The sequence below is a fragment of the Dysosmobacter sp. Phy genome, assembly GCF_054476235.1.
The window spans coordinates 3,111,857-3,136,640 of sequence record NZ_CM136997.1; the positions used below are offsets into that span (position 1 = coordinate 3,111,857).

Consider the following 24,784-nt stretch of genomic DNA (forward strand, 5'->3'; position numbering starts at 1 on the left):
CTCATTTCTCTTGCAGCTTCTTCAGCAGCTTCACGATCCGCTCCCGGTTCTTTGCGGTTTTCATGAAGGTAGGGAGATGGTCGGCCTGGGTCTTTTTCGGGCTTCCCGATGGCTTTTCCCGCAGGTCAGCGCTGAGATAGCCGATCAGATAGGCAAGGTGTTCCCGGTTGAGGGCCCAGACTGGCTTGCCCTGGAATGAGGTCAAAAACCACAGTTCCAGGCCAAAATAAGGTTCTCGTCCGCCCTGAATCTCCGCACCATAGGAGAAGGCCTCCGCCGTCTTGTGTACCTCGCCCGGCATGGTTGCCCCGCAATAGGGGCAGGCCACATGGAGAACAGGAAAGTGCTGCCTTGCCCCATCTTCAATATCCACCCGATAGTACCTGCCGCAGTTTCTGCATTGGTTATGCACATCATAGCGGTAGACCGTCCGATCCAGCGTCATCCGGTGGCCGCAGCTCAGGCAGCGGAAATAGGCGTTATCATTGTCCGCTGTCACCGCACCCGCGCCATGGCACTTGGGGCATTTTACCTGGATGCCGGTGGTGAAGGCGCTGTAGGCACTGTGGGTAAAATAGGGTTCATCAGCCACTCGGCGCATAAACTCACATCCTCAAAAATCACGAAGCTCATCAAACTTCTCAATCAGGGCATCTTTCTGGAGCGTATCACCCGGCAGGGCATCCAGGATACCCCGCAGGGCCATGTAGATTTCATCCCGTTCCTCGGTTTCGATAAAGCCCATCTTGTTGAAGGTCTGGGTATAGGCTGCCACCGCATCCAGTGACTGGACCTGGGCGCCCTCGCCCGGTTCAGCGGCCAGCTTCATCAGCTGGGAACGAGTCTTGCGGTATTGACCGGCTGCCTTTTTCGCAGCGGCGGCAGGGATATGCTCCGCACCATCCCAGCCCCGGAAAGGATTGTCCAGGTTTTGCGCCAGCCACTCTGGTTTCCGGGCCTTAGTGATCCACAGATCCATTCCCGGCTTGCTTTTCCAGAGCTGCTTTGCCGCTTTTGCCGCCGTCTCCGGCAGGCTGGTCATCCAGAACCAGCGAAGCTCCGGCACCTGCTCCGGGGTGGGGATGTCAGCTGCGCCGAAGCCGAACAGGTCGAAGGTGGAGAGGTTCGTCAGTTCCCGGAACCCTCCCACGGCGGAGAAGTTCCCCAGGTTTCCCGGCGCGCCCCAGAGCCGCAGTTCCTTCAGGTGGGGATGGACAGCAGCCAGCCCGGTCAGATCAAAGTCCTTCAGCTCGATGCCATGCAGCCCCCGTAGGTTCGGCAGTTCCGTGTGCGGGCAGTATTCCCCGATAAATTGGAGGGTCAGGCCGCTGCCATCTTCGGGGGCATGGATGGTACAGGCGTCCGGCCCCTTGTTCTGGAACAGGAGCTGCTCCGTTCCCTCACACAGCCATAGCTCCTCCAGCCCGGTCATGTCCAGCATCAGCTTTCTAATGCTGGTGTCCCGCAGATCAAGTGTCCTCTGACCGTGGTTCAGCAAAGTCACTTCATCAACAAAGGGGTTATCCCGCAAAAACTCCAGCAGATCCGGGTGCCACCGCTCGCAGATGAGTTCGGAGAGGCAGGGCAGAGCCTTTAGTTCCAGCGCCGAATCGAATGGTGCGTACTGGTCCATCACCCGATGGCTGTTGACCTTCACCGGGATGCCGCCGATCTCCGTCACCCCGTCGCTCTCCATGGCCTCCTTGAAGGCCCGCCGCCGTTCCTCCGGAATGGCCTGCCACCGGATCTGGAGATACATATCATAGCCGTCACTCCAGCCGCCATAGGAGCGGCAGGACTGGTCGGTGAAGGGCGGAAGTGTACCCACCAGTTTATACTGGGGCGGGACCTCCAACGGCACCCGCAGCAGGTGGAGGTCGCGGGGCCAGTACATGAAGTCCTTGTAGAGCGGGCGGAGATGGGGCAGTTCCTCTGCAGTCAGAGGGGCGTCGCCCACCCAATCCAGAGAGAGGACCACTGCACAAGATTCTTTGCTCACCGTGTCCGGCGGCGCAATATAGGCCACCTGGCAGGCGGTGTAGCGTTTCAGGTATTGGTTGTAGACCGTATAGACCTCTCCGGCTTGTGCTTTCATACCTGCGCCTCCTTCTGATACCTTATAGTCCCGTACGCTGCCAGCCATCCAGCCGCTCCTGCACCGCGTCGATCCTCCAGCCCTCGCCCACACGCTTCATGAGGAAGCGGCGGTCAAAGCCGGTGTTTTTCTCCCTGGTGTAGATGTAGAGCTTGTTTTTGGTAATCTGCTCCGCGTCAAGGAATTCTTCCCCGTTGTAGGTGCCCTGGGCGCTGTATGAGAGACCCAGGGGCCGGTAGCCCGGGCGGGGCTTTTCGCTCACATACTTCTCCCAGATCACCAGCAGGCGGGGCACAGCCTCGCCATCTTCAAACCCGGCCTGCTCCATGTACTGCTCCCATTCCGTCATTTCCGCAAAGAAAGCGGACAACACCCCGCGGCATTCCGCCGCCGCCTGGTCGTCCAGCTGGACGGGCTTTTTGGCCTTTTCCCGCTGGAGCTGGGAGAAGTGTTCCATCTGCTCCTTGGCGAATTGCACATGGGCCACCGGAAGGATGTAGTTGTTGCCGGCGATGGCCAGCAGTCCCTCGTAAGTAACAGCAGTGTGGTCGATCCAGATATGAGAGAGCTTGGGGATGGAGGCTGCTTGGAACAGGCCGGCATCATCCAGCCCGGTGTGGTCAAGGGCCAACAGGTCCAGTTTACCGCTTCGCAGGGCGGACAGGCCACTTCCGTCGATCCCGGCGTTCCCGGTCAGCAGCAGATAGCGCAACTTGGGCATAGCGGAAAAAACGGGGAAACAGGCGTCAGTGAGCGCACCGTCCTCCACGCCGAAGTTGGCCATGCTTTTATGTCCGGCAAAGGGGACAAGCAGTTCATCTGTCACCGGATAGCCTTTCACATGAAAGCCCACCAGGGTGTAACCGGCCAGCTGCTCCATGATCTCTGCGGTCAGCACCGGGATTTCAAATTGCTTTTCTTCGTCTAAGGTCAGGACACCGCTCTCCCAGTTCGCCGTCCGCGCCCGTTTCGGCCATTCCATCGCTGCTTTCCTCCTTACTCATCCACTACGGTCACCAGGGCATATTTGGTGTCGCTTTCATATTCATCCAGATCCCGGCACCAGTCAAACAAAGAGACAATGGTATTCTCATACTGCCCGGTCAGCACCTTGTACATTTGATTAAAGGGGAAGATGCTGTAATGCTCGTTGGGGGAAATTAGCCCCGCCGAAGTCTCATCCTCTCCCTGCCCAATCTCCACCCACTGCCAGCCGTAGGCCAACCGAAATGCCTCGCCGTAGAGGTAGCCCAACTGGAGAGCAAAGTCTGACAAATCCTCGTACCGGAACCAGGGGTATTTCCCCTTACCGATATAGGGACGCAGATACTCGTCCAGCCGAGCCGCGATGGTTTTTCCGTCGGCATCGGCGGGAAGGTGCAACCGCCGTTTCATGGAGCGGACGGTTTCCTCCAGCTTCTCTTTGTCCTGCGGAGGGAGCGGCGCCACATGGGCCCAGTAGGGCTTCCGTGCCGCCCATCTGGCCCGGCGCTCCTCCTCGGCTTTTTGATAGGCCTCCTCCATCTTTTCAGCTGTGGGGGCATCATCATCCTGCTCCTGGTAGCTGGGTTCAATGTCGATGAAGCGCAGATACACGGCGCAGATTTTGCCCTTTGCGTCATAGCCGAAGTAGACCGGATAGTAGCCGTCCCCCCAGCCGGAGGCGAAGATGGGCAGATTGCAGTCCGTGTCAGGCACCGTCCAGTTGAGCCAGTCGCCGCAGTCCCCCTGATATTTGGGGTGGACTTTGGCGTTTTCTTCCAGAAGATCGCAGAACAGGTCGTTGTAGGGGTTGATGTCCGGATCTTCCTCCAGCCGCTTGGCCCAGTAGGTCTTGAAGACTGTCTGGGTCTGGATGTCCGCAATGCAGCCCATTCCGGCGTCTACGCCAAAGCCAAAATAATCGTCCTCGCCCAGTTCCTCGTCCAGATCCTCTTTGCCGGTCATGCCCAGCTCATAGCGGACAGGCCTTTCCCGGCTGATCTCCACCTTGACGCAGGCGTAGCGGTCGCCGTATTTCTCACTGGGCACCACGCAGATCTTTACCGGATAAGTCCCGGCAGGAATGGTCTGTATAAAGGGCGGCGTGTCCTCCAGCTCCACCAGCGGATCGCAGGCGAAAATCGTCCCGGTGGGGAAATGGACGGCACCAATGTCCAGCACAGCCACTTCCCTATTCCCAATCACTTTCTCTGTGAAATGAGCGTCTAAGTCAGCTTTGCAGGAGAGTTTTTCCTTGATGGATTCGTATTTGTTCAGCCACTCGGCAGTCGGCATGGTAGTTTCCTCCTGTTGATTTGGTTTGAGGATAAGTCAGCTCTCTACAATGCGTACCTGTTTTCCTCCAATTTCAATTTCCAGTTTTACACCATAGTCCGCCGCCCAAGCAGGGCACTTGCTGAGCAGAGCCAGGATGTGCTCATCCGGCTCCCGGCCAAGGGTCACACGCAAGATCACGGGCCAGCCACCATATTCCTTTTGAAACTCCTCACTCTGGGTGTGGTTCAGATAGCCCTCCATCTTGTCGAGCAGGGCCTTCTGCGTTTCCGGGGAGCCGTCAATAAAGCCGTTGCAGACCAAAACCATCACCACTTCTCCGGCTTTGGTTTCTGCCAGAATGTCGATCTTATCCAGGTCGCCAAACATATTTTCAATGGACATTGTTTTCACCAGTCCCTTTCTCGGATGGCCTCCTCAATATCAATCGGAATGCCGAACCACTCCAGAATGTAGGCCACAGTGACACCAATACAATCCCGGGCCACCGTTTCGATCTCGCTGTCGTGCTCGTCAAATTCCTCCTGGAGATCATTGATGCCGCAGACCGCCTCATCCAGGGTCTCCTGCACCACCTCGGTGTCAGTCTCGCCGCCCTCCAGCAGGTCGATGACCTTCTGGAGCTCGTCTTTTACCTTGTCCACCAGGAAATCGGGATAGTATTCGTCCCGGTACATCTCGTCCAGTAGCTTGTAATTCGGGTCAAAGGTTTTCATAGGGATTGCTCCTTTCTCATTCAAACATCAGGCCGTAGGATTCGGTCAGGCTTCCGTCATCCTCATGGAACACACACTGATACAGGGGCTGGCGCTGCGTCGCTTTGCGGAACCGCTCCAGAACAGGGGCCAGCGGCTCATCGATAGGGATGCCGAGAGCATCAGCTACCCGCCGCCAGCTGTCCATATCCATATCTTCCAAGTTGATGTTGCGCTGCCTCTGCCCGTATTCCTCCAGTGTTTTGGAGTCCGCATACTCCTTTGCGTCACAGCAGTCGTGCCAGCAGATACAGCTCACGATCAGTGAAAAAAGGTCATCCATGCTCTCAGCCAGACGGCCTGCCTCACCTTCGCTGCTGTAATAACCGATGGAGCCATCTTCCAACAGGTGGTATTCTCCACCGGAGCCATCTCTGGCAAAAGCCATACCGGGCAGTGTGAAGGTTGCTCGACCATCCGCCTCATCCCTCGGGGACAACTCATCCAGCAGGAAGAAGTCAAATAGGGAATCAAACTCCTCTGCCAGATCAGGGTCATCACGCAGTGCTTTCAAATAATCCATAGCCGTTTTCCTCCGTCTACTGTTCTGGTTTTAACTCATGCAGCCTTTCCAGCCACAGCGGTTCTTCAATCATCTCATCGTTTTGGTAAAAATGGTCCTTGTCACGGGCCAGGTGGTCAGCAAGTGGAGGTGTGTCCAGCGGGGTGCATACCGCAAAACTGTCCCGATCCGCCCCCTTAATCTCCCGGTTGAGGTAGTACACCCGCCTGGCATCGCGGGAATACCAGTGACTGAGCAATTCCCATGAGGGCAGATCCGCCTTGGGAAGCTGCTTACCGTAAGCATAGATTCGTTTCTCATCCCTGGCAAAATAGGTGTCGCCCAACGAGCGGAAAGAGGAAACTTCCGCGCCTTTGATGATCTTCACCTTGCCGTCTCCGTTGTGGAAGTAGACCTGCCGGCTGTCCTTTGCATATCCCTGTGGCGCGCCCGAATCGTTCTGGCCATTGTCCAACACCTGGAAGGTTGTCAGCTCTACATCTGGGATTCTCCCGCTGGTAGTGTAGACGGCTGTTTTGTCCATCGCGTAGGCATAGTTTAACACCCGAAACGATGCCGGGTCTGCTCCACGCAGGCGAATCCCGCCGAGAAAGCAGGCCGTAGAGGATTTGCCCCAGTAATGCCAGCAGCAGAAGTCTTTGGGCGCAACACCCTTCAATAAGCCGTTTTCATATAGACCAGAGAAATAAACGGCTCCATCCCGAAGAAAAAATTCGTTGTCCACCGGCTCTGTGTTTGTGATCGGCCACAGCAGTTCGTCGTGATGATCTGTTATGCTCAGCTCGATTTCGTCGTCGCTATAAACTAAGTAGAGCCCATGAGGGGCCTTTCTATCGAAATGCAGTTCAATGTCATGATATTTGAGGATCAAAGGTTTCCCGTCGCTTCTCATGGTGGAAACGGCATCGGGATTCCCGAAAATTTCTATCACCTCATCCTGTGACATACCAAATTTCAGCGGTGAAATGTCCCGCGGATTCTCCAATATTTGATTGCGCCAAATAGTAAAGTCATGTTTCATAGTTTTCCGTCCAGTGCCTCAACCGTTTTCATGGCAGCGGAATCAAATTTACACTGCCGCAGATCCCGCTCTATCAGGGCAAACACATCTGGAAAGCACTCAATCTCATCCTGGTACTCATATTTCGCATACAGTTTCCCGTACTCGGAGATCCAAACCTCCGCCGGGTAGTAGTAGCCGATATGACCGATAGGCTGGCATTTTTCACCGGCAGCCTGTTCTACCTCTGCCAGTTCACAGCCGGACATATCCCGAAAATAGGCTTCTTCCAAATGGTTTTTGATCCCGTTGACCAGGTAAGGGAACAAAGCGAATTGGAAGTCAGCCGCCCAGTTCAGTTTTTTCTGCTCCAGATACCACTCACAGCACAGGCCGAAATACTTGCGGTAAAACCGCTGGGTGGACTTCATCATCGGGGCACCATGCTCGGCGTAATACTTTTCCGCAATGGAGATGTCCACTTTTCGCCCTTCCTGCCATCCGGCGTACTCCATCAGCTGCTTGACCTTGCTTTTAAGATCGCCGGAAATGGGGATGCGTTCTTTGATCATGGTGGTTACCTCCATTACCAGATTTCAGACATTTACAACTCTGCCACAAACTCATAGGAAACCGCAATGATGTTGTAAACATCATCATATGTAAACAGCCGGTAGTGCCGATAGATGCCTTTGTCAAAGTCCTCCCGCACTGGCAGAGACTTCAGCCAGGTGCTGTCCTCAATTAAATCGAAGGAACTGCCATCCAGATACTCCGTCCCAGCCATATTTTCATAGGTGTCCAATTCACAGATAAAATAGGCCAGCACCTGCCGGAAGGTGAGTGTATAGGGAAACCAGTCTTTTTCGTCCCTGCACTGGGAGATTAGATGGCCATTGATGTCCCCCGTAAAGGTCAGATTGTTCAGAGCATCCTGTTTCACCTGATCCAGATAGATGCAGTCCCGTCCCTTCAAAACACCTAAGCAGGTATTAACAGCAGTCGCTTTTTCCATAGGCAATTCTCTTTCATCAGCTTTCATGGGTAATACAGAAAATCTCCTGGTTTAAGTCAAAGTAGATTACCATCAACTCGTCGGTGATCTCCGGGTTGAAGGACAGATCCATAATGAAAACTTGTTGATCCATCTCGTCATCCACCAGACTGCCGAACCGCTTGAGCTTCAAAAAGTCCACCATCTCGGCAAAGGACAGCTTGGATGGGTCGGTTCCCGGAAAAAGTTCCACCGCAATATCCGGGCCTACATCGTCCCGGTGGAACTCCATAAAAAATGTCACAACGCTATGGTAGCGGCTGTCCTCGTCCGCCAGCGCTGCTTTGATGGCGGCTTTGGCCTTCTCCGCCAATTTTTCCGCCTCATCCAGCATTTTTCCCACCGCATCCATGGCAGCAGGATCGCCGGTCAGTTCTTCCTCTACATCGAAGATAAAGGGTAGTCCCGATTCATCGGGAAAGGCGAAGATCTCCTCGCCGGGGGTATATGTAAAATCAATGCGTTTACAGTTCAGTTTCATCTCTGCACCTCCTTATTGGTTTTCCAAATGGGGTAATGGAATTGGCGAATAGACTACGGTGTCTCCGTCATTATCCATTTTGAGAATGACAGCAAAATCCGCTACATTGCTCTCCTGTCCCCTTGGGAGAGGAAAAATCATTGGGGGGCAACGCAGGGCAGCATGGTTCGTGGTCTTATTCCAATCCTCCATGGCCGCAGATAAAATGGCGTCAATGTGTGCCAATACCTTCTCAATAGAACCCGCTGATATATTGTAAAAAGCGGGGTTTTTATGATACTGCTCTGTGATGAAGTTTTTATAGGTTTGCACTGGCATAAAGCAAAATTCCCAATCAAGGGGATGCAGCCCAAGCCAGTACTCATGCAGTTTCATAGGCGTCTCCTTACCCCTCAATATTGGCAGTTTTGAGGCCCTTTTTCAAGGAGCCGTAGACCGTCACCGCATGGTCGGTGAACATCTCGTCGCAGTCAAACCAGGCGGTGAAACTGCCGCCGGAGGTGACGGACAGGCTCGTCAGGCTGATCCGCCGGGTGAGTTCTTCCTCTGTGATGGGGTCTGTTTCCGGATCGCGGGAGTTTTCCTCATCCTGGGAAAGCCAGTTGTTAGCCAGTTCGGTCAGGTTCTTTGCTGCAAGCTCCCGCATGGCTTTGTCCCAGGTTTCACAGTCGGCCAGCAGCTTCTTGGCGGCGCTGCGGGCACGGGTCCAGGATGGCTTGCTCTCAGCATTGACCTCCAGAGAAAGGCTCACATCCTTTCCGCACCACTGGATTTCGCCCTCGAAGGTATCATAGTCCTTGTCCAGTGTCAGTTCTCCCAGCACCTGGTCCTGGATCACCACCGGCTTGTGGTACTCGTCCAGAACGGCCTGAAGTTCCGGGCAGTCCTCATGGGCATTGACTATCTCGGAGATACACCAGGGGCGCACCACCAGATCTTTTGCCCGTTCTTCTTTCATCCGGCGGATCTTCAGGCGACAGATCTGCTCCTTGCCAAAGCGACCCCAGCCCTTGTCGCTATTGCGTTCCTCCTCGGTGACCGGCCAATCCAGTCGCTCCTCTTTGGTGCTGACCTTGCCGGTGTCACAGAACATGATACCCAGCGTCACAACGGTCATTTCCCAAAAGTTGCCTTTCCAGTTAAATCCGCCCCCAATGCAGCGATTGATCAGAGCGACCACTTCCTGCTCCTCGGGCTCGTACATCTCATAGAATTCTTCAAACATCGGTGTAGCCTCCTTTACAGCAGTTCCAGCACCTCGGCAGCGGGCTTGGCAAACTCTGCCGGGACTTGCTCTAATACATCCTGGTAGGCTTTCACCGCTTGCCAGGAGTAGTAATAGAAGCTGTAGAACAGGTCATCGGGGAAGACCTCGTCCTCCTCGTAGCGCATCTCATCTTCTTCCTCGTCGTATTCCTCCGACCACAGGTATTCTTCCTTCAGCAGATCGGAGAACAGCGGCAGCGCCTCGGCGTGTTCCATCTTATCTCCATCATGGAAACACTGGAGGATGCAGGCAAAGAAGTCCAGCAGTTCCCCAGCCAGGAAATGGGCTGCGGGGTTCTGCCCGCTCTCTGCGAGGGCTTTCTCCAGAATCCGGTTCAGGAACACCATGCCAAAGGGGGTGGCGTGCCAAAGGGTACTCTGGTGCTCCATGTTAGTGGTGAGCTCGTAGAGGGACTTTTTGACGGACGCCAAATCACGCATCTGCTCCAGCACTGTCAGGTGTGCGGGAAAATCCGTCCCCCGGCCATAGGCGGTGGTGAGCCGGTGCCACGGGACATCAGCGACCTTGAGATGGGTGATGTAGGTTCTGTTCTTCTCTGTCATGTTGCCGCCTCCTTATCCTGCTGTTTGGCTGCGGTACTCCTTCTCCAGCGCAGTGTACCACCGTTTCAGCATGGTTTCCAGACTGCTTTTCCCGCCTCGATCTGTAAAACCAAGGAACTTCTGTATCAGTCTGGGGAAAAGATATTTGCCCGTTGTTGTCAGATCCTGATTGAGATAGACCATCCGCAGGATACGGCCCTGCCGGTCCAGAGGGTTCTTTTTCAGCAGTTCCTTTTCAAAGCAGAAGCGCAGGAATACCACATTCTCGTCGTAGAAGTCCTCCACCACAGCCGCACCAATGCTGGTGTATGTGATGTCGTACACCAAACGGCTCCAGTCAAATTTCTCAGCATAGAGCAGTTTCAGCGCCTTCGCCCAGTGTTCCTCCGGGATCACCAGCATCCTGTGCTGGGCGGTGCTGGAGTATCCGCGATAGACGGGTTCCGGCTGTCCCAACAGCTCACTCACGCTGTCGGCGTAGACGAAGCACAGTTCCTCATCGAACAGGCCGCCGATGAAGTTGCCATTGCAGTACAGCATATAATTCTTGGACTTGGCTGGAGAATAAGAGAGGCTATATTCCTGCGAGTCCAGGCTTTTATGTACCTTGTTCAGAAAGTCTATTGATGTCATGGCTTTACTCCTCAAACTCGCCCTCAATCATCCCGTTCAGATACCGGCCGGGATCTGCGATGAAGTCATCCCATTTGGCCAGAGGGTGGAATTCCTCATGCTCGATGTCCAGATACCATAGCTTCTTGTCCCTGGGGCTCCACAGCAGCAGATAGTCGCTGTAGTTGTCCATCTGCACCATCAGGGAGAGCAGCTTCTTCCGTTTCCAGGTCATCTCCTGCACATCCATGAAGGAGTAGAGCTCCACCCACTTCACCCATTCCTGATCCGGGAACTCCAGCCGCAGGGGGCCGGTCTTCAAGTATTCCACCAGCTTGGCAGGCAGCTTGTAGGGCATGAGCTGCCGGAGCTTCTCCTGCTCGTTGTGCCATTCCTCCGGTTCCAGGGCTTTCAGGTAGTCGGCCAGCTCCTGATTCTTGTTCTGCACCGCCACGGTGTAAGGCCGGTCGCCATATTTGTCAGCAAGGGTGATGTCCGCCCCCTGTTCCACCAGCCAGCGCACCATGGGGAAATTGTTTGAGCGGGCGGCCTCGGTGACAGGGGTGGAGGCGTAAGGGAACACCATGTCCGGCTTGTGGTAATTGATGTCCGCCCCTTTTTCCAGCAGCAGTTTGGCAAGCTCGGCCTGTCCATCGGACACCGCCGCCCGGAATGCCTCGCCGCCAAACTTGTCCACTGTGATCCCGGCTTGCTCCAGCACCTGGATATTCTCCGCTCGCTGCCCCCAGCGCACTTCCTGAAAGGCCCGCTCTTTTTGCTTCGGGCTGAGTTTTGCGGCCTGTCCAGCAAAGAGCGTCACCACCTCCGGCCCGCAACAGCGGGCGGCGGTGAGCAGCAGGGGCTGTTCCTCTGCCAAACCGGGATCAGCTCCATGCTCCAGCAGGAAGTGGATCATGGGCACATCATTCTGAAAAACCGCGATCTCCAATGGCATCAGCTTGATGTATTCGCTGAGTTGGATGGGAACATCCAAATCCAGACCGCCCTGGAGCAGCGCCTCCAGCTTGGGAGTATCATGGTCACAGATGGCGGCAGCCGTTTCCGGGAGGGTCTCCCAGCGGCCAATATATGCAATTTGGTACATAAGGCACCTACTTTCTCTATCCTACAATGGTGGTTTCCTTGACGGCCAGATTGTCGTAATCCATAGCAATCAGTTTCCCGGCGGCCTCCGGGGTACACATGAACCAGGTGCTCACGCCCCAGGCATCCATCCTTGTGACGGTGAAGAAGTCGGTTTGGGCAGAAGCAGGTTCTCTTGCGTCAATATAGTAGTCGGAGTAGAGATACACCAGATCAACCTCTCGCTCCGGCAGCCACTTGGCCCGGCGCGCACGCGGCTTACCATTTTTCAGAGTCTTTTCTCTGGGGTTCTCAAACCACGCCAGTTCCTTGAGCTGCAGACCGGTGAAGGTATCCATGAGCCGCTGGGCAATCTCCCGGTGGGTAAATACTCCGCAGTCCCAGGAGCCCATCAGCCATGTCTTTATAAAGTCGCCCACCTTGCTGCCAGGGGCAGGCGGCCCGTAGACGCTCTCATCCGCCCACATGACCTCTATCTTTTCACATTGATCCAGCCGAGGACAGGACTGCTTGTTGCCATAGCGGTACATGATATTTACATAGCCATAGTCTTCGCCGGTTCGGTCATGACCGACGGCTTCCACTTTATAGGCAGTTATGGACATTGCAGTTCCACCTCCTGAGCCAGTACAAATCCACACAGTCCAAGGGAAGAGTCGATGACAAATACCCGGATGTGCTCCCGGTCCATGCGCTTTCGCAGTTCCTCGATGCTGCAGCAGGCGGGAAAGCCATAAGAACTGGTCCCGCCCAGCAGGTCTTTGTACTGTTCAAAAAAACCGTCCACGGTGATCTCATCCATGCCGAAGAGGATGTTGTCCTGGACCACATTTTCAAACCAGTGGGCCAGCAGGCCGGTAAAGCGAACGGATACTTTCTCTCCGGTCTCGGTCTGGGTATCCATGTGCAGGGTGTGGGCTTCAAAGTCAGCGCAGTAGCGAAGGACTCTGTTGTCGTGCAGGCCATCAAAAGAGCAAATCAGCGTACTCACAGGGATTCCTCCTCGTCCATGAGCTGCTCCTGGACCTCTTTGGGCAGGTCGTTCCATAAAATGTCGTATGTAAAATCCCGAATCTCCGGGTAACACTCTCGTGCAGTCTTTTCTGCCGTCTCCCGATCCAGGTAGTGCATCTCTTGGTGGAAAAACCAGTTGAGCTTTTCCATCAGCCGATAGAGGCGGATCTGTTCTTCTTGGGTCATGGGATCGCTCCTTTTATTGCAATTTCAGCACAAATCCCCAGATGCTCACCACGATCAGAAGGACACCAAGCAGGAAGAAAACCACCCGCCGGTATCCTCTGCTGTGGCGGTAGGCATCCCGTGTCCCGGTGGGGTCGCAAAGCCAGTTCCAGTTGCGGATCGCTCCAATCAAAATCACGCCCCCAATGATCACTGAGGCAATATACCAATGTTCCTGCAAAAAAGCTGTGATCTGCTCGCTGTTCATTTAGGTTTCCTCCTTCCAGTCATCCTTTGCCTTTTTTGAAGTGTCCACTGCCTCGCCATGTGTTGACTACGCAGGTGAAGATCTGGCCGCAGTGCTTGCACCTAATCATGTGAGCCATAATTTCGTCTGTCCATCCATCCTCAGTCTTTACCTTCTCCAGCGGACAGGTGGATTCCTCTGCTATCAGTTCAAATTCGCCTTGTTCCACCAACTGCTGGATATAGGCAATACAGGCCAGGTAGTCCTTGGGGGCATCAAATTTTCTCCATGTTTGAATGTTTCGGCAGTGCTCGCACATAATTGATGCCTCCTCCTGTAAACGGTTGTTGTCAGCCCTGTATATCAGCGTCAACAGGGCCTTTTTTCAGTGTTCCATCCACAGTGATCACATGGCCCCAGAACATATCGTCGTCCTCATACCAGGCGGTAAAACGGCCGCCGGGAGATACTGTAAACTCGGTGAGGAGGATGCGCCGGGCAAACTCATCCTCAGTGATGGGGTCTTTTTCCGGGTCACGGTCGGCCTGGTCATTGTCCGCCAGCCATTCGTTGGCCTGAGCGGTGAGCTTCTGGGCAGCCATCGCTCGCAGGGACTTATCCCAGGTTTCCTGGTCTGCCACCAGTTTCTTCATCACATTGGTGACACGGGTCCAGGACGCTTTCTTTTCAATCTCCACATCCAACGAGATCCGGACTTCTTTTCCCATCCACTTACAGGTCCCCTCGAATATGCTCATCTCACGATCCAGCGTGAGGGTTCCCAGCACTTCGTCCTCCAGAAGAATGGGCTTTGTGTATTCCGCCCAAATCTCCTCCAGTGCCGGACAGGGTACGCCTTCCTCCAGTACCTCAGTGACATACCACTGAGGTTCGTAGAGGGCATCACCTTTCCAGCCGTGGGCTTTGATCCGGTAGATCTGGCCCTTGGCAAACCGCTTGGAATATTCGCCGGCTTCCCGCTCCTTGTCCGTCAGCGGCCAGCTCAGGTAGCATCGACCGGAGATTGCCTGTCCGGTCTGGACATCCGCCATGGCGAGGGCATGGGTATGCGCCGCCCAGTAGGTATCCAGAAAGGTTTTGTCCGCGCTGACACCGTCCTGAATCAGTACCAGTTTTTCCTCATCTTCCGGGGCGTACAGGGCAATAAAGTCCTTGACCGTTCTCTTTTTCATGGCGTTCTCCTTATGCAAATACTTGCTGGTACTTCTCTTTCAGTTCCTTGGGCGCCGTCTTGATGACCTTGCTGCCGCCGTTTTCGGAGTCTTTGCCCCAGATGGCCCAGAGCACATCACGCCACAGGTAGGCCAGCGCCCTTTTGTTGCTGCCGGATTCTTCCGACAGGTAATATTCCAGTTGCCCTTTGATTTCCAGCTGAGCATCCAGACTCTCCTTGTTGGCGATCAAAGTGCAGAACTCCTTTGCGGGCTCCAGATTCTGCATGGACTGGACACCGTGGACCAGCACCGGCAGGGACTGGGCAGTAAACCCGTACTGCTTGAAAAAGGTGTGAATAAACTTTTCCTGCAGCGAGGAGTGCTCGTCATCGCAGCGATCCATATAATCACACACCAGCCGCCACCACTTCGGCCCTTCCAACCCCAGAGCGAACACAGCCAGGTAATATTCCAGATGCCCCTTGATCTCCAGTAGCGCATCCAGGCTCTCCTCATTGGCGATCAGAGTGCGGAACTCCTTTGCGGGCTTCAGATTTTGCATGGACTGGACACCGTGGACCAGCACCGGCAGGGACTGAGCAGTAAACCCGTACTTCTTAAAAAAGGCGTGAATATACTTTTCCTGTAAAGAGGAGTGCTCGTCATCACAGCGATCCAGGTAATCGCACACCAGCCGCCACCACTTCGGCCCTTCCAGTCCCAGGGCGAACACGGCAAAGGTGCCAGGCATAGCGCAGGACTCATCAGAGAGGTTGTTGTACCACTCGTCCTCCTGCATGGCCAGCCGAGCATAATTCTCCATTCGGACATGGAGTCGGGGGTACCGCACTGCACAGGCAAAGAGCTGATGGACGCCCTTCTTTGGCAGCCCTGGGATGGGCAGGTAGATCTTCTCCGGTCCGCGAAACTCGATGGAGTAGCTGCGGGGGAACTCCGGCTGCTCCAGCACCTCCACCAGGTAGCTCAGCGCCTCATCACAGCACCCCTCGGTGCAGTCCCTCGCGGTGATACGGATGGTGGCGAAAGCGTCGTTGGCCGAGGCGGTCAGGTGCTTTGTTTTCCGCTTTTGGATATTAGGTGGCAATTTGCCGCTGCCATTGGTTTTCAGTTCCTTTACCATGTCAGGACGGATCTGGGAAACCAGGCCGAGGATGTGTTCGGTGGTGAGGGATTCAAAACTCTGCCCATACACTGTATGGCAGACCGCCACATAGCAGGCAAATCGCAGCAGCCCTTCGTCTACATCTTCCGTTTGCAATTCCGGCCGCACTGTGCAGGGTGGAAAGACGGTAAACCCATCTTCACGCTCTCCTACAAGGAAGTAGCGTTCCTGCACCTGCTTTTCTATGTACTTCTCCAACGCATAGCGGATCTCCTGCCAGCCCACCAGCCGCCGCATGGCGTCGCAGAATATAACCGCTTCCTCATAGGGAAATCCCTTCAAAGGCAGCCCGGTCAGATACCGCTCCAGCAGCTGATTCGGAAGAAACGGTGTCCCGTTATGATTTCGCACCACGGTCGGGTAGGCGGAGTGATTTTCACGGGCGGGGCCGCTGAGCACATCCTGAATGCAGAGATCCGCCTCCGCCAGCACCTCCGGGGAAGTATCCGGCTTATGGATCAGATAGTAGCGGTCATGCACGCCGTCACGCTTTGGCAAACTCATGGTAAGGTCTCCTCTCAGGTCTGCTGGTGCTGCATGGATACAATCTGGCAGTCCGGGCAGAACTCGATGTAGAGCGTGCCCTCCGCGCAGTCAAACACCGTATCCCACTGGATCTGAGCCAGGTATTTCATGGGCTTTCCGCAGTGGGGGCAGGCGGTGTATTCCGCGTCCTGTACCCAGTTGGCAAAGCCGCCGATGGTGTTCACATCCTGACAGGCCGCGCCGTAAAACAGGGGCACAGGCATCTTGCCCAGCACAAAGGGATTTTCCGTGAGGGCCTTGTAGTCCTCGGGACTGACATAGCAATCCGTCTTCTCCGCTCCGTCAAAGAGTTCGGAGGGGAAGACCTCCACGCCGCCATCCAGAGTGAACCGGTTGAAGGCGGGGCCTTTGAGGAATCCCACGCAGCTGGGGCAGCAGGCGGCGGTCAGGATACCGTCCAGCCCCAGGAACTTCAGCCGCTCATCCCGGCCGTCCAATACCAGTATATCCACCATGCGTCCGCCGCAGTGGGGGCAGGTGTCCTCCCGTGCCCGGCCAATGCGGACGCGAGATTTCTCGCCGGTGGTTCTTTTGACCAAGGAAAAGCAGGTGTCAAAGCCCAATTGGATTCTCTGGCCCTCCTTGTCAAAGGTCCAGCCTCCGATCTGCGCATAGCTGGATGGGTCCACATAGAGGCCCTTGCGCCAGGGCCGGGGATTTCTCTCCAACTCCAGCAGAGTCTCCATTGCCTTGTCATCTCCCTGCATAGCAAGGCAGCTCATCAGGTTGGAGGCCTCGCAGGAATCTTCCGCGGACAACAGCGCATAAATCAGGCCATCCCGCACATCGGCGGGAGCATGGAAATAGATCTCACAGGGCCAGAACACCTCTGCGGCCAGTGCCGCCCGCTGGATCTCCGGGGCGATGGCATCCCGGTACCCCAGCAGCTGCCAGAAGTCGGTAAACTCCGGGTCCTCCATATCAGCCAGCCTCTGGATGTTCTGTATCAGGTTTCTCTGCTTCTCTGTGATTTGTTCCGGTGTCCAGGCAAGAGCAGCCTTCCGCTCCTGTTCAGATTTACATTTCCAGCACAATCCCTCATAGCCCAAGGGGGTCCCACAGCCAGGGCAGGTGTATTGCAGGCTCATATTCTATGGCTCCTTTCCAAAGATAGAAAAACGCCCTGCGGCACCCTGTCACTTGGACAGGCTGACGCAAGGCGTGAAAAGTCCGCGAGAAAGAAGCCACATCCACTGCCAGATGTGGTCTCCTCCTCAGATAAAATCCATTTTTTATATAAAAACAAAGTAATTCCTAATTGATTGCTGTACATCTCCAAAAATCTTCTGGCTGTATCCCATCTACTTCAACATGTACAACGTACACTTTCAGTAATGTGATACATGTAAGCTTGGCGACCCCTCTTTCCATTAACAGGATCGAATCGTTCTCTTCTATCATACCTAATTCCATAGGAATTATCAACTAAAATTTCCCTCGGCAAAGCTACTTCCCTGTAGGACTACAATACATATTGGACAAGTGAATAAAAAAGGATGAAGGATAAGGCCTCATCGGTTAAAGTTGGAGTTGCAGACAACAACTGAACGAGAGGGGGCCATATCCTTCATGAGCAAGAGTATAACACAGGACATGGCATACAGGCAATCCCTGATGAAGTACGCGGAGAAATATGGAGTAGCTAAAGCCAGCCGGAAGTACAACAAAAGCCGGTCGTACATCTACTTCTGGAAGAACCGCTGGGATGGTACACCGGGATCCCTGGCCTGCCAGTCCCGGCGGCCCCACCACCATCCCAACCAGCACACACAGGCGGAGCTGAAGCTGATCCGGGACCTGCGCCGCAGGAATCCCAACCTTGGCATGGTGGAGCTGTGGCACCGGTTGCGGCAGCGGGGCTATACCCGCCGCCCGGAGAGCCTGTTCCGTGTCATGCGCAAGCTGGGGTTGTTTCCTGCGGCCGAGAAGAAGAAAGCATACAAGCCAAAGCCCTACCAGCAGATGACCTATCCCGGCCAGCGTGTCCAGGTGGATGTGAAGGTGGTGCCCCGCCGCTGCGTCGCCGACCCGGAGCTGCGCCTGTTCCAGTACACCGCTATTGACGAGTTTACCCGTCTGCGCTTCCTGGCCGCCTATCCCGAGCAGTCCACCTTTTCCTCCGCTGATTTTCTAAGAAAGCTGGTCCGCTGGTATGCCCGCCGGGGCATCCGGGTGGAATGCGTCCAGACCGACAATGGCCCAGAGTTTACCAACCGCTTCCTCACAGGTAGACAAGACAGCCCTTCCCTATTTGAGAAAACTGCCGCCGAGCTTGGCATCCGCCACAAGCTCATCCGTCCCTATACCCCACGCCACAACGGCAAGGTGGAGCGCAGCCACCGTGAGGACCAGAAACGCTTCTATTCCTGCCACAGCTTTTATTCCCTGGATGACTTCGCAAAGCAGCTCGCCGTTCACAACCGCCGCTCCAACAACTTCCCCATGAGGCCCCTCAACTGGTGTTCCCCCTTAGAGTTCGCCGTCCAATATGTTTGACAAACCTACAAATTTCCCTCGGCAAAGCTACTTCCCGCAGATAGTCCGCTGATCACGACCGTTTTCCCCCTTCCACATTGGCCTGACCGCCCACTCCCCTGAGTTTTGAGGCTTTCTTCTTTGTTCCCACTCCTGAATTCTGTTTATTTAAGCAATGTGCATTTTCTCCGCAGCCATGTTCAAGTTCCTTTTCCAGGAACATCCGAACCGTCTGTCGCTCCGCAGCCAAGCCCTGCGGGATAACGCAAGGCGGGCACAATAGAACCAGCCATCCGCAAGCAGCTGCCGCCTGCGAATGGCTGTTGTCTTTGGCTCTGCGCTTTATTCCTGCCGCAGGCGCTCCACCACGGAATGGCGCTGGGCCGCACGGCAGCTGAACAGCGGGATGAGAATACCCAGCGCCCCGAACAGGGGCAGCACCACAGCGATGGGCCAGACGGTAAAGCGGTATGTGAAAAACCAGATCAGTCTGTTGAGGCCGGGGCCCACAAAGGGGGCCGTGACCACGATCAGCGCCAGAGCCAGGAGGGCGGCGCCCAGGGTATAGAACAGTCCCTCCAGGGCCAGCATGGTCCGCAGCTGCCGCCCCGTCATGCCGATGGACTGGAGCACCGCCAGCTCCCGGCGGCGGGCGGTGATGCCGGTGAGGATGGCGTTGAAGAAGTTCAGCACCCCCACCAGACCCACGATGAAGCTCAGAGCGCCGCCCAGCAGCAGGAACATCTGTCGGGTGCTCTCAAACTCCCCGGCATAGATGGTCTTGCTCTCGTAGTCAAACTGGGGGACCACATTCCCCGTGTAGTCCTTGAGGAATGCCTCCATAGCGGCGTTGGCCTCCTCCGTAGTGTCGAAGGCGTAGTACATGACGGAATCGGTCCCGGTGTCCCGGAGGAAGGTCTCCGCTCCCATGACGAACTCGTCGGCGCCATAGTAGCGGTAGGAGAAGGCGTAGGGCACCATCACCAGGGCCGCCACGGTGTAGTCCACGTCCCGGTACTTGACTGCCCGGTCCGTGTAAGGGACGCCTTCCGGCACATTCTCAAAGGAGCCGAACACTTCCCCGGTGATGGGATTGTAGTATTCGCTCTCCTCCACATATCGGATGGTCACCGTATCGCCCAGCCGGGCCCAATGGCTGTCCATATCCGGATTTCCATAGTCATCGTCGCTGTATACAGCGGCGACATAATTCCCGTCAGGATCGCCCAGTTTTGAAAGATCCCCTTCCAGCACCGTCAGATGACTGAGCGCGAAGGACTCCATGCCGTAGAGCTGTACCCGATCGGCCAGCAGGCCGTCCTCATTGCGGTCCATGAAGGCCACCATGCTGTCCAGCTGCTCCGGGGTATTCCAGCGGCTCTGCACGGAGCGGTAGTATTTCTCAGTGACAAACTCCAGCGCCGGGCCGGTTTTGCCATAAATGCGGGCGCTCTCCGTAATGCCGCTCTGGGCACTTACGGCGTCGATCACCTCCTCCGGTACTCCCATCTCGTCGTTAAACGAATCTCCGCCGGTCTGGAACTGGCCCGCGTCGGCCAGGATAAAGTCGCTGGCGGTGAAGTTAGCCACATATTTGTCCATATCAAAGCCGCCCGCAAAGGTCACCGTTGCAGTCAGCAGCACCACGGCCAGGGTCAGGGACAGCACCGTGAGAAAAGTCTTTCCCCGGCTGCGGCCCAGATTGGCCGCAGCCAAAGACAGCAGGGACACGTCCTTGCCACGGCGCTTCTCTTTCCGGTTTAGGGCCTTGCCCTCGGTGTAGCGCACCGCCTCCACCGGGGACACCTTGCCCGCCAGGCGGCCGGGACGGCGGCAGGAAATGAGCACCGTCACCAGGGCAAAGACGGCCGCCCCCGCAAAGAGAAGCGGGCTGACAGAGACCACCGTGGTCACGGCGTTGAGCTGTGCGGTAATGACCGGCGTGAGCACACCCCCCAGCAGCCAGCCCAACAGCAGACCGACAGGGATGCCGACGAGGGAGAGGAGCAGGGCCTGGTTGCGGATGATCCGCCGGAGCTGCCGGGGCGTGGTGCCAATGGTTTTCAGCAGGCCGTAGAAGCGGATATCCCCCGCCACGGAGATCTGGAACACATTGTAGATGATGAGATACCCGGTGAGCAGGATGAGGAGCAGCACTCCCACGATGATAGCCGCCACGGCAGGGTCCAGCTTGTCCGAGAGCTGTGCCCCGGTGTAGCCCCAGTTGACACCCAGAGCAATGTACTCCCCGGCGATCTCGCTCTGATAGCCGTGGTTTTCCAAAATTTGATCGAGGTCCTTGGCAATGGAGCGGGCGCCGTTTTTCAGCATCACGTCCAAATTCCAGCTGCCGGTCATGCCGTCGCTGCCTGGCGGGGTGACGCCCACCTCGGCCAGCACCGCATCCACCCGGCTCTCAGGGATCAGGATGTGGTTGGCCACGATGGCCTCGTCGTACTCCCACCACCCGCTCAAGGTAAAGGTCTGGGTGGTGGTATGGCCATCCACATCAAAGGTAACGGTGAATTCTGCGCCGAGTACCGGCTCCACTCCCAGCAGCGCCAGCACATGGGTGTCGGTGGCCGCCTCGTCGGTGCCCTCCTGGGGCAGACGGCCTTCCACCGGATCGCAGTAGCTCCAGTGGGCCTCATTCGCATCGGAGTAGCCGATCTCCACATGAGATTTGTTGAAGGGAACCTCTGTGGGCACACCTAAAAAACGGCGCAGGCCCCACTGGTCGATGAGAGGATCGTCCTTCAACTCCTCAAACTGCTCCTCCGTCAGATATTTGAACGTACCGTGGGCCCACCCTCCGGCCTGACGGAAGTTGTTCTGCTGGATGCCCTCATTGATGGAGAGGGCGATGGTAAAAAGAGAGGTGAAGAGCACCGCCGTCAGGGCGATGGCCAGCACCGCCACGATGTTCCGGGTGCGGCTGGCGAGAAGGGTGCGCAGGCTCAGGCGGCGGATGCAGCCCCGGTTGGAGACGTTCATGTCCTTCGCCCCCTTACCGCGCCACGATCCGCCCGTCCTCGATGCGGACGATGCGGTCGGCCATCTGGGCGATCTCCTCGTTGTGGGTAATCATCACCATGGTCTGGGCAAACTTCTGCCCCGTCACTTTCATGAGCCCCAGCACATCCTGGCTGGTCCGGCTGTCCAGGTTGCCGGTGGGCTCGTCGGCCAGGAGGATGGCGGGTTTCGTTGCCAGGGCCCGTGCGATGGCAACCCGCTGCTGCTGACCGCCGGAGAGCTGGCCCGGCAGGCTCCGGAGCTTCTTCTCCAAGCCCAGAGCGGCAATGACCTCCTGCACATAGGCCTCGTCCACTCTGGCCCCGTCCAGCTGAATGGGCAGAACGATGTTCTCCCACACGCTGAGCACCGGCACCAGGTTGTAGGACTGGAACACAAAGCCGACTTTGCGGCGGCGGAAAATGGTCAGGGCCTCGTCCTTCAGGGCGAAGATATCCTTGCCGTCCACGGTGACGGTGCCGGAGGTGGGCCGGTCCAGCCCGCCCAGCATATGGAGCAGCGTGGACTTGCCGGAGCCGGAGGTGCCCACAATGGCCACAAACTCCCCCTGCTCCACGCTCAGATCCACGCCGTCCAGGGCCTTTACCTGGGTATCCCCGGCGCCGTAATATTTTTTCAGATCACGGGTCTCAAGAATCGTCATACGATGTTCCTCCAAAGAAAAAGTCTGTACCGTCTTTTGACAATACAGACTTTAACATGAGAATCTGTCCTGGTCCTTTCAAGAATGTGACAGTTTTGAAAGAAGTCCGGTCCGGCTCCGTCAATGCACCGCTTTTGCCCGCACCAGCAGCATCATGGGACGGCGCAGCTCGTCCCGCATGCCGGGAATATCCAGCATTTCCTCAGAAGGCTTTGCCTCTTCCACGGCTTCCAGTACAAAGCCGCTGCGTAGCAGCCCCATCAGGATCTGGGTAAGCGTATGGTGCTGTTTGCGGACCTCGCAGCCCAGGAAGTGAGTAAGGCGCTCCCCGGGTATAAAATACTGGTCGATGGGCCAATATAACGGTTTTCCGTCCGCACTATAGGCCCAATCCTGTCCCACGCCGGAGGTAAAGACCGGATGCTCGATGTTGATGAGAAAGATTCCGTTTTTCTTCAGCGTCCGATGAACATTTTCAAAAATGGCGCTCAGGTCCTCGATATAGTGCAGCGCCAGATTGGAGACCACGCAGTCCCATGCGGCCTCCGGATACTCATATTCCTCGATCCCACACACCCGGTAGAGGATGCCTTCCCCACGGTTGCGTCGTTTGGCTTCCTCAATCATTTTTTGACTTAAATCAAGGCCCAGCACCTTCCGGGCCCCCTGCTCCACAGCAAACCGGCAGTGCCACCCGTAGCCGCAGCCCAGATCCAGCACAGACTTTCCCTCCAGCGGGGGGAAAAGGGGCTTGAGCTGATGCCACTCCCCTGCTGCGGAAAGTCCCTCCCGGCTGCGGGACATCTGGGCATATTGCTGGAAAAACGCCTCATTTTCATATTCATTTCTCACGGTATAATCCTCCTGCGCGCTGTGATCCTATGCCTCCCGGGGAATATAGAGCGAAAATGCGCTTCCCACCCCGGGCATGCTCTCCGCCTTCACGTAGCCCCCCTGTTTTTCCGCAATCTGCCGGGTGAGGTAGAGACCGATGCCTACGCCCTCGGTTTGCCAGGCTCCCTGGGCGCGGTAAAACCGTCCGAAAATTTTGGCCTGCTCCGCCTCGGAAATGCCCGGGCCGGTATCGCTCACCCGGACGGCGGAGAACAGCTCATAGTTTTTGACCTCCACCGTCACGGCCCCGCCGGACGGGGTGTACTTGACGGCGTTGTCCAGCAGATTGCACACCGCCTCCTCCGTCCACTTGGCATCAAAGACGGCGAAGCCTTCTGTCTGCCGGACAGTCAGAGTGATGCCTTTTTCTGTGGCTTTGGGCGCATACTGGGCGGCAGAGCGCTCCACCACTGCGGAAAGCCCCCCGGGCTGAGGGTGGAGGGCCAGAATTCCGGTCTCCAACCTGGAGGTCTTGACCAGAGCCTCGATGAGGGTCTGGAGCTTGTCCGCCTGGGCGGAGATGGCAGCGGCGCAGTCCTTTCCCTGGGGGGTGAGAGGCTGCTCCGAGAGCAGCTGGGCATAAAGCTGGAGATTGGACACCGGGGTCTTGGTCTGGTGGGAGATGTCGGAAATGAGGGCGCTGATTTGATCCTTTTGCTCCCGCACATTTCGCTCGGACAGGGCGCTGGCCGTCAGGTACCGGGCCAATCGGCTCTCCAGCGCGGAGAGGCGGCTTTCGTCAAAGGTCTTTTCGGAAAAGCTGCCGTCCAAGGCCGCAGTGAGCATGTCGTCCAGACGCCGGATGGTGCGGACAGTCCGCCAGCGGTCATAGCCGACCACGGCCAGGGCCAGCAGAAGGGCCCCTCCCGCTATGATCTGTCCCGTCATGGCGCCGCCTCCCAGGTGTAGCCGATGCCGTACACCGTTTTCAGATATTCCGGCCTGGCGGGATCGGCCTCCAGTTTGCTCCGCAGCCGCTTGACTGTGACGGACAGGGCGTTTTCCTCCACGAATTCCGCGCCGTCCGTCCATACCCGGTCCACCAGCACGGCCCGGGGCACGGCATGGCCCCGATTCTCCACCAGCACCCGCAGCAGCCTCTGCTCAGTCTTTGACAGCTCTACGGGCCTGCCGTTACGGCGAAAGTCCATCCGGACAAAATCGAAGATAAAGGGGCCAACGGACAGCGCAGAGGATGCCTTGGGCGCACCCCGTCGGAGCTGTGCGTTCACCCGGGCCCGGAGTACGGCCAGAGAGAAGGGCTTGGTGATATAGTCGTCCGCCCCGGCCTCCAGACCGGTCACCTCATCCAGCTCCAGATCATTGGCGGTGAGCAGGATCACCGGCGCGGCATTGCCCTCCGCCCGCACCTGGCGCAGAAGGTCCAGCCCGCTGCCGTCGGGAAGATTGACGTCCAGGATCAGTAGCTCGAACCGCTCTTGCTCCAGCGCCTCCCGGGCCTTTTCCAGGCTGGGCCGGCAGACGACAGACGCCTCCGCCCCAGTCAGAGCCATGGCGATCCCCCGCCCCAGGGTCTTATCGTCTTCCAAAAGAAAAATCCGTTTCATACTCGCTCCCCATCGTTTGTTGTTTCCGCTTGCAGCGCAAGGGAGTTTTGATTGTTTATTATAGCACACGTTTCGGCTTTGGCATATGGGAATCGGTTGCCGGACACGAG

Annotated in this window: 31 protein-coding genes; 1 reads left to right on the top strand and 30 read right to left on the bottom strand. The window is 56.5% G+C overall.

Annotated elements, in window-relative coordinates; all coding sequences use genetic code 11:
• Window position 1: 1 nt before the first annotated feature.
• From ACVDHE_RS15530 to ACVDHE_RS15645, 24 genes are read right to left on the bottom strand one after another with little or no spacing between them, the layout of a single operon-like run.
• On the bottom strand, window positions 2-601 hold the full coding sequence (locus ACVDHE_RS15530) for a hypothetical protein (protein ID WP_458885101.1): 600 nt from the start codon (window positions 599-601) through the stop codon (window positions 2-4).
• Window positions 602-613: 12 nt separating this feature from the next.
• The gene (locus ACVDHE_RS15535) at window positions 614-2,095 is read right to left on the bottom strand and encodes a hypothetical protein (RefSeq protein ID WP_458885102.1); all 1,482 of its coding nucleotides are present in this window, start codon (window positions 2,093-2,095) and stop codon (window positions 614-616) included.
• Window positions 2,096-2,117: 22 nt separating this feature from the next.
• On the bottom strand, window positions 2,118-3,077 hold the full coding sequence (locus tag ACVDHE_RS15540; protein ID WP_458885103.1) for an NTF2 fold immunity protein: 960 nt from the start codon (window positions 3,075-3,077) through the stop codon (window positions 2,118-2,120).
• 14 nt (window positions 3,078-3,091) lie between these two features.
• Window positions 3,092-4,372, bottom strand: coding sequence for a DUF4241 domain-containing protein (locus ACVDHE_RS15545; protein ID WP_458885104.1), 1,281 nt, complete (start codon window positions 4,370-4,372; stop codon window positions 3,092-3,094).
• Between the two features lie 36 nt (window positions 4,373-4,408).
• On the bottom strand, window positions 4,409-4,756 hold the full coding sequence (locus ACVDHE_RS15550; protein ID WP_154041066.1) for a hypothetical protein: 348 nt from the start codon (window positions 4,754-4,756) through the stop codon (window positions 4,409-4,411).
• A gap of 5 nt (window positions 4,757-4,761) precedes the next feature.
• Window positions 4,762-5,088: a DUF5713 family protein gene (locus tag ACVDHE_RS15555; protein WP_458885105.1), complete on the bottom strand. Its 327-nt coding sequence runs from the start codon at window positions 5,086-5,088 to the stop codon at window positions 4,762-4,764.
• Window positions 5,089-5,104: 16 nt separating this feature from the next.
• Window positions 5,105-5,650, bottom strand: a complete 546-nt coding sequence (locus ACVDHE_RS15560; protein WP_458885106.1) for a hypothetical protein — start codon at window positions 5,648-5,650, stop codon at window positions 5,105-5,107.
• 16 nt (window positions 5,651-5,666) lie between these two features.
• On the bottom strand, window positions 5,667-6,671 hold the full coding sequence (locus tag ACVDHE_RS15565; protein WP_458885107.1) for a DKNYY domain-containing protein: 1,005 nt from the start codon (window positions 6,669-6,671) through the stop codon (window positions 5,667-5,669).
• Entirely contained in the window at window positions 6,668-7,222 is a 555-nt protein-coding gene (locus tag ACVDHE_RS15570) for an SUKH-3 domain-containing protein (RefSeq protein WP_458885108.1), read from the bottom strand. The genes ACVDHE_RS15565 and ACVDHE_RS15570 overlap by 4 nt, the downstream gene beginning before the upstream one ends.
• A gap of 32 nt (window positions 7,223-7,254) precedes the next feature.
• On the bottom strand, window positions 7,255-7,665 hold the full coding sequence (locus tag ACVDHE_RS15575; protein ID WP_458885109.1) for a hypothetical protein: 411 nt from the start codon (window positions 7,663-7,665) through the stop codon (window positions 7,255-7,257).
• A gap of 16 nt (window positions 7,666-7,681) precedes the next feature.
• Window positions 7,682-8,185: a DUF2004 domain-containing protein gene (locus tag ACVDHE_RS15580; RefSeq protein ID WP_458885110.1), complete on the bottom strand. Its 504-nt coding sequence runs from the start codon at window positions 8,183-8,185 to the stop codon at window positions 7,682-7,684.
• Between the two features lie 12 nt (window positions 8,186-8,197).
• A complete protein-coding gene (locus tag ACVDHE_RS15585) occupies window positions 8,198-8,560 on the bottom strand; it encodes a hypothetical protein (RefSeq protein WP_117451378.1) in 363 nt (120 codons plus the stop codon).
• A 10-nt stretch (window positions 8,561-8,570) separates the two neighbouring features.
• On the bottom strand, window positions 8,571-9,410 hold the full coding sequence (locus tag ACVDHE_RS15590) for a DUF2262 domain-containing protein (RefSeq protein WP_458885111.1): 840 nt from the start codon (window positions 9,408-9,410) through the stop codon (window positions 8,571-8,573).
• 14 nt (window positions 9,411-9,424) lie between these two features.
• A complete protein-coding gene (locus ACVDHE_RS15595; RefSeq protein WP_458885112.1) occupies window positions 9,425-10,015 on the bottom strand; it encodes a hypothetical protein in 591 nt (196 codons plus the stop codon).
• Between the two features lie 12 nt (window positions 10,016-10,027).
• Window positions 10,028-10,648, bottom strand: coding sequence for a hypothetical protein (locus ACVDHE_RS15600; RefSeq protein ID WP_458885113.1), 621 nt, complete (start codon window positions 10,646-10,648; stop codon window positions 10,028-10,030).
• A gap of 4 nt (window positions 10,649-10,652) precedes the next feature.
• On the bottom strand, window positions 10,653-11,732 hold the full coding sequence (locus ACVDHE_RS15605) for an ankyrin repeat domain-containing protein (protein ID WP_458885114.1): 1,080 nt from the start codon (window positions 11,730-11,732) through the stop codon (window positions 10,653-10,655).
• Between the two features lie 16 nt (window positions 11,733-11,748).
• On the bottom strand, window positions 11,749-12,336 hold the full coding sequence (locus ACVDHE_RS15610) for a hypothetical protein (protein WP_458885115.1): 588 nt from the start codon (window positions 12,334-12,336) through the stop codon (window positions 11,749-11,751).
• Window positions 12,327-12,722, bottom strand: coding sequence for a hypothetical protein (locus tag ACVDHE_RS15615; protein ID WP_458885116.1), 396 nt, complete (start codon window positions 12,720-12,722; stop codon window positions 12,327-12,329). Before ACVDHE_RS15615 ends, ACVDHE_RS15610 begins: the two co-directional genes overlap by 10 nt.
• Window positions 12,719-12,931: a hypothetical protein gene (locus tag ACVDHE_RS15620; protein WP_055270385.1), complete on the bottom strand. Its 213-nt coding sequence runs from the start codon at window positions 12,929-12,931 to the stop codon at window positions 12,719-12,721. The genes ACVDHE_RS15615 and ACVDHE_RS15620 overlap by 4 nt, the downstream gene beginning before the upstream one ends.
• A 13-nt stretch (window positions 12,932-12,944) precedes the next feature.
• Complete coding sequence (locus ACVDHE_RS15625) at window positions 12,945-13,178, bottom strand: immunity 17 family protein (RefSeq protein ID WP_057571441.1); 234 nt, start codon at window positions 13,176-13,178, stop codon at window positions 12,945-12,947.
• Between the two features lie 19 nt (window positions 13,179-13,197).
• Window positions 13,198-13,476, bottom strand: coding sequence for a hypothetical protein (locus ACVDHE_RS15630; protein ID WP_071432798.1), 279 nt, complete (start codon window positions 13,474-13,476; stop codon window positions 13,198-13,200).
• A gap of 31 nt (window positions 13,477-13,507) precedes the next feature.
• The gene (locus tag ACVDHE_RS15635; protein ID WP_458885117.1) at window positions 13,508-14,350 is read right to left on the bottom strand and encodes a DUF2262 domain-containing protein; all 843 of its coding nucleotides are present in this window, start codon (window positions 14,348-14,350) and stop codon (window positions 13,508-13,510) included.
• A 10-nt stretch (window positions 14,351-14,360) separates the two neighbouring features.
• Window positions 14,361-16,019, bottom strand: coding sequence for a DUF6138 family protein (locus ACVDHE_RS15640; protein ID WP_458885118.1), 1,659 nt, complete (start codon window positions 16,017-16,019; stop codon window positions 14,361-14,363).
• Window positions 16,020-16,033: 14 nt separating this feature from the next.
• Window positions 16,034-17,149 carry a hypothetical protein gene (locus ACVDHE_RS15645; RefSeq protein ID WP_458885119.1) on the bottom strand — a complete coding sequence of 372 codons (1,116 nt, stop codon included), beginning with the start codon at window positions 17,147-17,149 and terminating at the stop codon, window positions 16,034-16,036.
• Between the two features lie 481 nt (window positions 17,150-17,630).
• Between ACVDHE_RS15645 and ACVDHE_RS15650 the strand changes: the two genes are divergently transcribed.
• On the top strand, window positions 17,631-18,557 hold the full coding sequence (locus ACVDHE_RS15650; RefSeq protein WP_418724639.1) for a DDE-type integrase/transposase/recombinase: 927 nt from the start codon (window positions 17,631-17,633) through the stop codon (window positions 18,555-18,557).
• A gap of 52 nt (window positions 18,558-18,609) precedes the next feature.
• On the opposite strand, the gene ACVDHE_RS15655 is transcribed toward ACVDHE_RS15650, so the two are convergent.
• From ACVDHE_RS15655 to ACVDHE_RS15680, 6 genes are all read right to left on the bottom strand, one after another.
• Window positions 18,610-18,759 (bottom strand): hypothetical protein, encoded by a 150-nt coding sequence (locus ACVDHE_RS15655; RefSeq protein WP_458885120.1) that lies wholly within the window; start codon window positions 18,757-18,759, stop codon window positions 18,610-18,612.
• A 119-nt stretch (window positions 18,760-18,878) separates the two neighbouring features.
• Window positions 18,879-21,530 (bottom strand): ABC transporter permease, encoded by a 2,652-nt coding sequence (locus ACVDHE_RS15660; RefSeq protein ID WP_458885121.1) that lies wholly within the window; start codon window positions 21,528-21,530, stop codon window positions 18,879-18,881.
• 13 nt (window positions 21,531-21,543) lie between these two features.
• On the bottom strand, window positions 21,544-22,212 hold the full coding sequence (locus ACVDHE_RS15665; RefSeq protein ID WP_458885122.1) for an ABC transporter ATP-binding protein: 669 nt from the start codon (window positions 22,210-22,212) through the stop codon (window positions 21,544-21,546).
• Window positions 22,213-22,332: 120 nt separating this feature from the next.
• On the bottom strand, window positions 22,333-23,064 hold the full coding sequence (locus tag ACVDHE_RS15670; protein WP_458885123.1) for a class I SAM-dependent methyltransferase: 732 nt from the start codon (window positions 23,062-23,064) through the stop codon (window positions 22,333-22,335).
• 27 nt (window positions 23,065-23,091) lie between these two features.
• Window positions 23,092-23,994 carry a sensor histidine kinase gene (locus tag ACVDHE_RS15675; RefSeq protein WP_458885124.1) on the bottom strand — a complete coding sequence of 301 codons (903 nt, stop codon included), beginning with the start codon at window positions 23,992-23,994 and terminating at the stop codon, window positions 23,092-23,094.
• Entirely contained in the window at window positions 23,991-24,674 is a 684-nt protein-coding gene (locus tag ACVDHE_RS15680) for a response regulator transcription factor (protein ID WP_458885125.1), read from the bottom strand. The genes ACVDHE_RS15675 and ACVDHE_RS15680 overlap by 4 nt, the downstream gene beginning before the upstream one ends.
• Between the last annotated feature and the right edge of the window lie 110 nt (window positions 24,675-24,784).